Below are 11,800 nucleotides of genomic sequence, written 5' to 3'. Positions count from 1 at the left end.
AATGATACACCTCTTTAATATTGCTATTCTTACTAAAAGCGGCTAGCAATTGACTCTTATTAGCCCCATCAATGGGATGTTGCGGAAACCCAACTTGTACTTGTGTTTCTTCCTGTATCGTAGTAGTAGAAATATTTTCTCTGTTGCGTTCCAACACAAACATAGTCTCTTGGTCACTATCAATAACAATGCGACCAAAGCTATGCGTTTCAGCCAATTCCAACACAGCACGAGCAGGCATAGCCATAAAAGCCGTTTCTCTATCTGTCCATTTACTCAAAGCGGTTTCCGAAGTAAACACACCAAAAACCAACATGCCTTCTACATCAAAAACAGTTGTAAAAGCAACCGAAGTCCCCTTTTCAAGCGTCTTCCATTCATCCGACTTTGATTGTTCGCCATCAGTAGGAACCACTAAAAAAGCACGAGAGCCATACAACTCCTCTATCACTTTTTTATAATTTTCGGGTGTTTCATTTTGATGATACGCTTGTATCAATTGCAATAAAACCGAATTATCAGGTGTAAACTCGGGTTCTTTTTTGCCGAATAGTTTCTTAAAAAAATTCATTAATTTCTATTTTTTAAATCCACATTTTGGACATGCAATCCAATCTTCTTTCATAGGAGCATGACATTTCACACACTCATTTTGTCTATGATTTGTTGGGAGAAGTTGCTTACTTTTTGAAGTGTATTCTTCAGGTATTTCATTCAAAAAACTTGATTCATTTCCCTTTTCAGTAACCAAATATAATTTATCTTTTGCCCTAGTAATGGCTACATAAAACAATCTTCTTTCTTCTTCTAAAAGCAAATTGTAATCCGCTTTCTTAATGATTTGAAATAATCTATCTTCTAACCAAACATCTGGGAATCCTCCTTTTCCTTCAGTAAGACCAATGATGAAAACAACTTTGGCTTCTAAACCTTTAGAAGCATGAATTGTTTTACCATTTACAAAAAAATTATGTTGTTTAAACTCATATCTGTAGTTAACAAACATATTATTTCTTCTGTATAAAAATAAAATATCATCTTTGGCATAACCCTCTTCTAATAGCTCTTGAACCTTTTCTATACAGTATCTTATATTATCATCTAAATTGTTCCCTTTTTGAATAATGATTTTTTGCTGAGAATCTTTTACTGCAGCAATGTCTTTATCAATTTTGTGTTTGTTATATTTAATAACTTCATTACTTGCTTCTACAATATTTCGCTCACTTCTGTAATTTTGATTAAGTTTAATTACTTGAGCATTAGAGAAATACTTTTCAAAATTGATAATATATTCTACATTTGAACCTCTAAAACCATAAATACTTTGCCAGTCATCACCTACACAAAACAATTGAGTTTCAGGTTTTACTAGGAGTCTTATAAGTTCTACTTGCAAGTTATTCACATCTTGAAACTCATCAACTAATATATATTGGAATTTATCTAAATAACGCTGTCTTACATCTTCGTGGTTTGTGAATAATGAAGTTGTCTTAGATATTAAATCATTAAAGTCTAAATACGATTTATTAGTGGTGTAAGCTATATATTCTGAAATAATTGGAATAGCTAATTCATAAAACACTCTGATTCGTTCATGTTTATCCGCTGAAGATCTTTTAATTACTTCATCAAGAGTGATATTCTCTACTTTTATCATATCACAAATTCGAATGATTTGACGAACAAAGTCTTTCACTTCTTCAAAATATCCCTTAAACTCTTCTAAAAAACTCAATTGCTTCTTTTCATGAAAATCGTAAGGTAATCTACTTTTTACGATTCTATCTAAGGTGTGATTAAATACAGCTGAATCTTGTGTGTCTTTTTCGAAAGTTTTGGCGTATAATATTTTACCCTTGGCAAACTGTTTTTCTTTAGCTTCCATTGGATAACTCAAATCACTCACGTGTTCTAAATATAAATTCGCATCTGGAATATAAAAATCAGGATGAAAATCAAAGTCTTTTACATTGAGTAAAGGTTCATATTCAAAAGAAATACTATGTCTGTAAAGCCAATCTGCAATATATTGTTCGGATTTAGACTTTACTTTTGTACCATTCAAAGTGGTGTAAAACTTACCATCAGTTACTTTAGTAGTTTCGTATTCTTTAGAAATATGAATTTTATCAACTAAATAATCCAAAACATAACGTTTCGTTTTTAATAAGAAAGCATTATCATCACATTTTTCAATGAAGATTTTGTGAAATACTTCAAAAACAGTTTCATCGGCTATTCGGTTTGAAATATCCTCTATATCTGTAGATTTTTCATCCCCAATAATTTTAAACTTATTATCAAATTCCTTTACACCATCTGAACGCAATACACTATAACAAAAACTATGAAAAGTACGAACCGTTAATCCTTCAATCCATTTGTATTTGCGTTGCCAATTTCTACGTTCGGCATCTTTCTCTTTCTTAGTTAAGACCTTACTAAAAATAATACGCTCATACATACCAGCAGTATCTGCCGAAACAATTAAACGATCTATCATTTCGTTCGTAGCATTTTTAGTAAAGGTAATAGCTAAAATGCTTGATGGATGTACTTTCTTTTCTTCTATTAAATAAATGATTTTTTGCAACAAAGTTTTTGTTTTGCCCGAACCTGCTCCTGCCAAAACTAAAAGACGCTTGTTTTCACTTAAAACTGCTTCTTGTTGCTTGTCGTTTAAACCATTTAATATGTTGCTATTGTCTAACATAAAATCTATTTTCTACCAAAATCAGCAGGATTTTCACCCCATGCTTTGGTTTCCCATTTTAATAATTCGTTTTCATAGGTGTTATTTTCCAACCATTTTTCGGCTCTTGCTATCAATTCGAATAGTTTTTTATTTTTCTCACTTGGTGGATGATTCGTTCTTGCTTTTTTTTCATTTACCCAGCCTAATGCTATTCTACTGTCTGAGTAAATAGGAATTTTCCAGTGCCATTGCTTTGATAATGCTAATGCATGTACTATAGCTAAAAATTCAACAATATTGTTAGTGCCGTCATCTAAAGGACCGACATGAAATAATACTTCATATGTTTTTAGATAAACTCCTTGATATTCAACTACACCTGTATTTGTATTCCAAGCTCCGTCAACAGCAATAGCATCTTCAATAGGTTCACCTATAAGCGCTAAGGCTTCTTTTGAAAGCGAGCTCACTACTTTTTTATTTTTTCCTATGTAGTGTGAACTTGAATCATGAAAAGCTTGTTCTGCCAAGGCTTTGGATTCAAACGATTTAAAAACTGCTCCATCAAAACCATTAGTTTGTGCTTTACAGTCTTCCCATGAAGAAAAAACTCCTGTTTCTCTTCCTTTCCAAACGACATAAAATTTGGGCTTCTTTGCCATTACAAAAATTACAATTTATTTCCTTTTGATAAATTATGATAAGAACAAAGTAACTCACCATTTTCAATAATTGTTTTTCCTCCTTTAGAATGTGGTAGAACATGATCCGCTTGATAATTAGACCAAGAAACTTTTGATTCGTTCTCAGGTTTTCCTTCTCTTAAACATTGTTGACATAAACCTTTACCTTTTCTGTAAATAATTATTCTTTCCAATTCTGAAAATGCTCTATTATTATCTTTTTCAATTAATTCAAAGTTGTTATTTTTTAGATATTGGAAAAATAGTTGTCTTAAAATAATATCTCGTGTTTCTAAATCATGCTCACCTTGTTGTCTTCTGTTACTAAAAGTTAATAAATCTGTATCTGTAGCTTCATCATACGTTTTCCAACGAAGATGAAAATCATACACAAAATCTTTAATAATATTATTTACTCCCTCATTAATAACATAATTTTCTCTAATATGTCTAACAAGCATGTATATTGAAATAATAAAGTATTCAACTGAAAATTCTTTAATTCCATTGTTTTCATCTAACATTGGATCATCTTCAAAAATTTTATAAAATAGCTTTAAATTTTTAATAACATTTTGCGCAATTGGTTTATTTTCAAATGAATAATTTCCAATACCTTCATTTATTTTTTCATTATCAATAAACTCAGCAATCTTTTTATCACTTAAATCTGTATAACCATTGGCATTTTCAATAAGTAAAAATCTAGCCATAAATTGCAGATGTTTCATTCTGTCATTTTCGACATTTAATAAACTGAAAAAATCCATTTTATCAGGATTTGCATCTATGGGCGTATATTTATTATAATCAAAAGTCAAATCATCAGAATATTTAACAATAAAGTTTCTAGACAAACTCGATAATTGAGCATGTGCAATTTCCATATAATTAAGAGTTTCTCCTTGTTGCAAACGCCAAAAAATTTCAGTGGCGATTATTTGGTGTTCTGCGCTTGATGGATTATCTATATTTTTGATTACATCTGCCTGATATTTCAATGATTTATCAATAAATTTTCTAACATCTGTATCTAAATCTTTATAATATTTTCCAGGTAACTCTTTGGAAACATCTTCTAATGACTTTGGAAGTGGATATTGATTATCAAAAAAATCCTGAACAGTGGTGATACGTTGCTGACCATCAACAATTTCACTTACTGCTCTGTCCTCAGAAAGTCGTACTTCTCTTATTACTAATTTTGGAATATAATACCTTCTAAACAAGCTATCCATTAAGGCTTGTTTTTTCTTTTTATTCCAAACCACTTTTCTTTGATATGGTGGTCTAGTTACATAATCTTCTTTGTATTCAAAGAAATCTTTAATGCCAATTTCTGTTGGTACTATTGTATATTCTGATTTTGGATTAAAAGCCATGTTTCTTTATATTTTTATTGTGTTCTTATTTAATTTGTATAAACTCCTTTACCTTATAAATATCCCAAACAAAAGGACGTTGTATCTCTTGTATGGCAATTTCACCCGACTTTACCCAGGTTAAAAGCGTTTCAATTAAGTGTTGGTTTACGGAATATTTTTGCATTGTATTTATTATTTATAAATATTTTTTTCTAAATTTTCTCTTTTCAAAGTATTTCTTGCATAATCCTCATAAACCACATCAGGATAAAAATCTTCAACGTTATACTTATCTCTTAGTGCTTTTGATATATTTTTTATCAAATCATACTTAGTAATTAATCTTATATTGTCATCCAAATGATTAAGTTCCCATTCTCTTCCAACGATTGAAATACTATTTAAAAAAAAGAGTTCTTGTTCATGATTAGACATTTGAGTTCTTAACAACTTAGAATACTCCCACTTTTGATTATAACTTAATGTATCTTGATTATTTATATATTTAATTATCATAAAAATATGTCTAAAATAATGTGCTAAATTATTTTGATGCCCGTTATAATATTTATCAAATTTTTCATTATTGGGTTTATCATAATAGGTAAATAAAACTAAATCATTCTTGAAGTCTAGTACATATTTTTCATAATCCTTATTATATTCCACTGGTTTTCCTGATAGATAATTTAAAATTTTTTTTAATTCTTTCTTTTTATATTTCCCATTCAATATTGTGTTGATATTTTTTCTTCCATTAACTCCAACACCGTATAAAAAAATAATATAAGTTATTTCTAATAATATAAAATTATTTATATCATGAAATTTATATTTTGTTCTGACATAATTTAAATAATCTTCTTCTATTAAATTGTTAACATTAATTTGTTTTATTTCAGCAAAGCTTAAAATTTCATTTTTTAAACTATTAAAATTATTAACTAAATGAGGGAATATTACTTTTCCTGAATAATTATTCCCTTTTTTTCTTGAAATAAATTTTAAGTTCTCAACATTTATATTATAGATATCTAACATTTTAAATAATCTAGTTTCAAATTGCTGAATCTTGAATTGTTCTTGAATTTTTTTGTTGGCGTCATACTGTGCATAAAAAGCAAAACCTGCCGCAAATACAGCAAATACTGAAATTATAGGATTTATTATTCCACCAATATAATCCCCATAAGGAATTAATTTTGAAAAATCATCAGTATTGTTTAGTTCAATTAACCCAATATTTAAAGTCAAACCAAGAATTCCAAGAAAAAAAATTATAAAAACAATTGCAATTATTAATAACTTACTACTAGGTTTAAAAAATAAATTATATGAGAGTAAAAGAACAAATATGAATAAAGCAACAAAAATAATCGAGACGAATGCCATACTTTTAAATTTTTAATTTTTTACTATTATCAACAAATATTAATCATATCACCACTTATTCCATTTATCTTAAATAAGTATACCGAATATTTTGGAATTAGATTAATTAATGCTTGTCTCAAAAATTGCTTTTTGTAATTTCTTATTATACTTTTTAGATATATTTCTAACTATTGTTTTAAAAATAAAACCTCCAATTCCTGATTTTGGCATATTTTGTCTGAATGATACTTGTAATCTTTTTTGCTTGTCTTGTCGTTTTCTTACTTGATTATTAATATCCTTAACCCAATCCTGTTCTTTTTGTTTTAATTTATATTTAACAGATTTATTAACCTTTCTATTAGAAATTTGTTTTAATTCAATGGCTTCAGAAACTAAATTTTTAATGTGATTATAAACAATATCATTGTAAAGAGTAAAATTTTTGAAAAACAAATAATACCTTTTATCAATCAATGCCTTTTCAATTAAATTTTCAAAAATTTCATAACAATCATCTAAAAAAGAGTGAAATGTTAATATATAATTTGAATATGCTATACTTATCTGTTCATAATTTGGCTTTGGTAAATGAGTTAAAACAACATTAGCAGTTTGATTATTTTTGTAAATTCTAAAATAATTATCTTCCGCCTCTTCAAATTTTTTATAAGTTGTTATTTTTGGAACTTCATCCTTTTTCGTTTCTATTAGAAAATAATTATGATTATGCTTACTTTCAATTTCTAACCATTGTTTTCTTATTTGAATATAATTTCGAGTAAATACATCGCTTAACTTTTCAAAGTATTTATATTTTTTAATGATTTTAGAAATTTCCTTTTTTTCGTCAATTGTCAAATCAAATCTCTTAGATAAGAGAAAGTGGAATCTTAATAAATCTTTATTCTTTCCAAATTCTTTAAGTTTAGCATCAAATAATAAATCTGTAATTTCTACAAGTGTAGCCCAATTATGATCTTCTTTATTTCTGATTTGCAATTCAATAACTTTGTTATCATCAATTAAACTAATAAAGAGATGTAAAGACTTATATCCTTCTGGCTGAGGACTTTTGATATAATCATATTCTTTTCTAATCGTAAGGAATGGATTTTTTTCAATTAAAGCTTTTAATTCATATACCTCCTCATTTGTACTTACAATACATCTACAACCTCCAATATCCCACATTCTGCTAAATTGCATCTTTGGAAACCTATAGAGTTTTCCAATAATAGATTCAAATCTCTTAATCCTGTAGGTTACAATATAATCTTTTTTATTTTTTCTATTGATATTACACAAAACATTAAAAACCCTTGCAATTGTATCTTTATGAGATGTCCTATATTCTTGAAGTTCAATAAGTGTATTTTCTTTAACTCATCGTATTCTGCTCTAATTTGGTCACCAAGTCTATCTATACTTCCTTTAGTCATAACAAAAACATTTTAACTATTCTCCACAATCCCTATCTCCTCCTCACTCAACCCATACAACGCATACACCATAAAATCTATCTCACGCTCTAAAGCAGAAGTATCAGCTTCTGGGTTGTCTTTTTTAAGCGAAAGGATTTGGTCTACTTTTTCTGCTATTACTTTATTTGAAAAGTCAATTTTTGGTAGAGGTAGAGTATTAAATTCCTTTACTTTTATTTTTGGAAATAAATTATCAAATTCATTGTTCATATTTTGGAAAAACCAAAACAATAATTTTGAATTTAAAATCCCTAAGTAAAATAATATATTCAAATCAATTTTAGGTTTCGCTATATATGCTGTCTGATCAACAACAAAAGTTTGATTTACATATGAAGCTATTAATGATTTTTTACCTGGAATTTGTCTCATAAGAATTTTATCCCCTTCGAAAAATGATTGGATTCTTGGTTCAGCTAACCAAACGCCATAACTTATAAATTCATTTTGCCATTTATAAGAATATTTAGAGAGGTTTTTACCTCTAAGTTCAGGTAAATAAGTTTCGTCAATTTTTTCATTAGAATTAAAAACTTTGTTTTTAACTTGTTCTAAAGTTTGACTTGGTTTTCCTTTTCCAACTTGGTATTCTTTAATACCCGAAATCGTACTAAATAATTCTGATAATTCAACCGATTTATCTAAAATTTTTGATATTACAATTTGATTTACATTATCTAAAGTAACAGTAAAATTATGCTTTGAATTTTGATAAAATGAATCTGAATTAAAATAATTTTTAAAGTTAAATTTTCCATTTTCTGCAATCAAATAAACACTATCAGATTTCATTTTAGTTTTGCAAAATATGAAAATAAGAACTTCTACAGATGCTTCTTCAAAAACATCTTCTTTAATGTCAATAATATTATTAATTGAAAAATTATCAAGAATAAAATTTCTTAATTTAAAAGTATTCTGATTACCTAAGAAAGCATTAGGTACAATCATAGAATGTATACTTTTATTTTTTGAGATTTCAAATGATTTTTCGATAAACAAATGATATAAATCTAATTGATTTTCAGAAACTTTGTAATTATCCAAGTAATACTTTCTCAACTCCTCATATTCATCCCGAACCCTTAAATACGGCGGATTCCCAATCACCACATCAAACCCTACAAAATCGCCTTCGTCGTTTAATACTTCAGGAAACTCAAAGCGCCATTCAAAGGCATTTTCATAAATTTTGTTGCTTTTTATTTCTTCGAGTTGGGTTTCTATTTTATCAATTTTATCCGCTAAGTCTTTCTTTGCTTTTTGTTCGGCTTTGGTTAACTTGGTTTCAAAAAGTTGGGCGCTGTCAAACTTTACGTTAAACTCGTATTTCAGTTTTTGTAACTCTTTAATCTCTTTGCCGTTTTGGTTAATTTCGGTTCTAAAATTGGTTTTAATTTCGGCAATTAGCGTTTCCATATCGCGCTTTTGCTCTTTGCTTTCCGCATTGCGGTATTGGTCAACAGCACGCTTGTAATCCTCAATTTTTAGCTTGCTTTTCTTTAAGGCTTCTTTCAAATCAGCATCCAATCCAAAACGAGCAATCAACGAGTTTCCGCATTTAATGTTAATGTCGATATTCGGTAAAGTTTCCAACATCTCGACTCCGCTCGATGTGACATCCGTCTTGTAATACGCGTTTTTCAATAGCTCAATCCACAAACGCAAACGGCAAATTTTAACCGAGTTCGGGTTAATATCTACGCCAAATAAACAGTTTTCAATAATGGTTTGCTTTTCATGAAACAAAGTTTCTTGCAGGCGTTGGCTTTCTTTACTTTTTGGGTTGTAAGTAAATGGTAAGCCATCTTCATCGGTCACAATTAACTCATCGTTTACAATATCTACTTGGTATTCTTTTAAGCGTTTGCCTTCTCGGTCTACTAATACTTTTAAATCGTGCTTAATGGCAATCATTTCATTCAGCGCCGAAACCAAAAAGTGTCCGGAACCCACCGCAGGGTCACATATTTTTACGCTATTAATGATGGTATTGGCATCTTTGGTGTCTTCAATTTTGTTGTATAAGGCATCAAAATCTTCACAGTTCCAACCTTTAGTTTCATTAAACTTTTGCACCACCGCTCGGCGTATGGTTTCCTTACACATGTACATCGTAATGAAACTTGGCGTGTAAAACGAACCATCTTTGTAGCCGTTAATTTTTTCAAAAATCAATCCCAATACAGAGGCATTGATAAGGGTTTTATTGTCTTCTTGTATTTCCTCGCTGCCTTCACTTGTAAAATCGTAAGCATCTAAAAAGTCAAAGAAATAGTCAATGGCATTATGACTACCAGTTAGTTTTTTTCCGTTAGTATCCTTTAACACCGTACCGCTTACAATAGGCAGTTGGATATCATCCTCTAATCCCGAAATAAACAAGGTTTGATGTTCTAACTCGGTAGGTTCAAACAACGAACTATTTAAGTAAGGCACTTTAGCAAATACCGTTTTTACGCGGTCGTTTCGTTCTTCTGGTTTCTTTGCCAAAACCATGAAGAACAACGCATTCAAATTATCGTAATCGTGCAACAAATCTTTGTGCAAAAACGCATAACTTTTGTCGCCTTTATGGTAACTTATTAACTGCGCTTCTAACAATTTCAAAAACAAAATACGATTCACCCACGTAATACACAATTCCAAACCAACGGTAAACAAGCGTTCTTCGTGCGTGTCGCCATATTGTTTTACATTGGTCAACCGCGATAATTTATCTAAACTATCTAATTGGTTAATCACGTTTTCTAATAAAGAACCCGCATTTCGCTGTCCTGCTTTTGGGCGTTCAATTAACTTCTTCCCTCCTTCTTTGGTTTCGGTTAACCCAATTAAATGCAGTAATTCATTGTAAAAGTTTTTATCTAAGGAATTACTATCATTCGCAAACGACAATTTTAATAAATGCTCTGGCGAAAGTAATTTGTATAAGACAATTAATTTCGCATCATCAAGTTTGTCTTCATTTCTTAAAATTTTGTCATACGAAGCCAAATCAAAATACGTATATTCTAATTTGTCTAGTACAGTTTCAATATAAGGTTTGGCAATTTCTTTATAGAAAAAGTCGGTATTCGTGCCAGATAATTTGCCTTCTTCAAAGTCTTGAAATTGTTTAACGAAACTTTTGTTTTGGGCAAAAAGTTTATCAAACAATTGGGCGTCAAAAATGTACCATTCGTTAACGTTGGTCGCCACTACATTTTTTACTTCTAGGTTTTTATGTATGATACGTTCACGCAAAAAATACAATACCATTTCTTGCAACGCCTTGCTATTAATGTTCTTTTGCGAAAGCATTTCGGCTTTATTCGTTGGGCTTTTCGCTTCAATAATAACACCAACATTACTCTTAGCCTCTTTGCCAATATGAATTACTAAATCGTTTCGCCCTTTCGTATTAATAAAATGATTCGGCGAATAATACGTATTCTTCAAGAAATCTGAAATCAAATTCTTGTGAAACTCTTCTGATTCTTTTTCCTTGATGCTATCAAGTAAAAGAATTAAGTTTTGCTTAAATAACTCAATACCAGTTCTATTAGGTTTTATTTTAAGAAAGGCTTTATTTAGGGCTTTGCGTGGTTCTAGTAACATATTCTGTAAGGCTTATTGTATCTTTTCAAACATAAGAAAAAAAAAGCACCTATACAACCCGTAAAAAATACCTGATTTTCAAACCAGGTATTTATACATAGGAAAATATAACAATCAAGATAAGTAAAGTAAAAAAATAGCAATGAAGAAAACCGTACGATAATAAAAAAGGCAAGTTCAAGAACAAGAGTAAAAATCAAATGAGATGCTTACCAGCATGACAAACTGTGCGGTTGGAAAACTCAAATAAGTGAAACGCTCTGTGTAGCTCTCTGAACGTAATACGAATAAAAAGAAACTCAGTGTAGCTCGGTGTAAAATCACAACCGCAACATCATTTAAAATCTGTTAATCTGCGGTAAAATCACAACTGTAACACCCCTAATCCCGATACCTATCGGGACCTCAAGGGGACAATTCTTTCTATGAAATTTTAGTGCTATACTTTTTCATTAGCCTTCGACTTCGCTATTAGATTTGTATTTAGTAAATTCAGTTATTATTAATTAAGATAATTTCTGAACAACCAGAGGGAATAGGTGAACTAGTTCGACTCTTAAACGTAGTGGTTTATCCTGAGCATTAGTCCTATTC

7 protein-coding genes are annotated in these 11,800 nt (G+C 29.7%); all 7 read right to left on the bottom strand.

Annotated elements, in window-relative coordinates:
- On the bottom strand, positions 1–571 hold a 571-nt coding region (locus NAT47_RS12455; RefSeq protein ID WP_250583249.1), incomplete at its 3' end, for an SseB family protein.
- Positions 572–577: 6 nt separating this feature from the next.
- Positions 578–2,719: an ATP-dependent helicase gene (locus NAT47_RS12450; RefSeq protein WP_250583247.1), complete on the bottom strand. Its 2,142-nt coding sequence runs from the start codon at positions 2,717–2,719 to the stop codon at positions 578–580.
- A gap of 5 nt (positions 2,720–2,724) precedes the next feature.
- Positions 2,725–3,363, bottom strand: a complete 639-nt coding sequence (locus NAT47_RS12445; protein WP_166236813.1) for a ribonuclease H1 domain-containing protein — start codon at positions 3,361–3,363, stop codon at positions 2,725–2,727.
- Between the two features lie 8 nt (positions 3,364–3,371).
- Positions 3,372–4,766, bottom strand: coding sequence for a GmrSD restriction endonuclease domain-containing protein (locus NAT47_RS12440; protein ID WP_250583245.1), 1,395 nt, complete (start codon positions 4,764–4,766; stop codon positions 3,372–3,374).
- Positions 4,767–4,940: 174 nt separating this feature from the next.
- Positions 4,941–6,140 carry a putative phage abortive infection protein gene (locus tag NAT47_RS12435; protein WP_250583243.1) on the bottom strand — a complete coding sequence of 400 codons (1,200 nt, stop codon included), beginning with the start codon at positions 6,138–6,140 and terminating at the stop codon, positions 4,941–4,943.
- A 102-nt stretch (positions 6,141–6,242) separates the two neighbouring features.
- On the bottom strand, positions 6,243–7,430 hold the full coding sequence (locus tag NAT47_RS12430; protein ID WP_262918787.1) for a nucleotidyltransferase family protein: 1,188 nt from the start codon (positions 7,428–7,430) through the stop codon (positions 6,243–6,245).
- A 146-nt stretch (positions 7,431–7,576) separates the two neighbouring features.
- On the bottom strand, positions 7,577–11,206 hold the full coding sequence (locus NAT47_RS12425; RefSeq protein WP_250583239.1) for a DUF7149 domain-containing protein: 3,630 nt from the start codon (positions 11,204–11,206) through the stop codon (positions 7,577–7,579).
- Positions 11,207–11,800: the final 594 nt, after the last annotated feature.

Source organism: Flavobacterium fragile (assembly GCF_023634865.1).
In the GTDB taxonomy this organism is placed as follows: Bacteria; Bacteroidota; Bacteroidia; order Flavobacteriales; family Flavobacteriaceae; genus Flavobacterium; species Flavobacterium fragile.
This window is presented reverse-complemented; position numbering and strand designations above follow the sequence as displayed.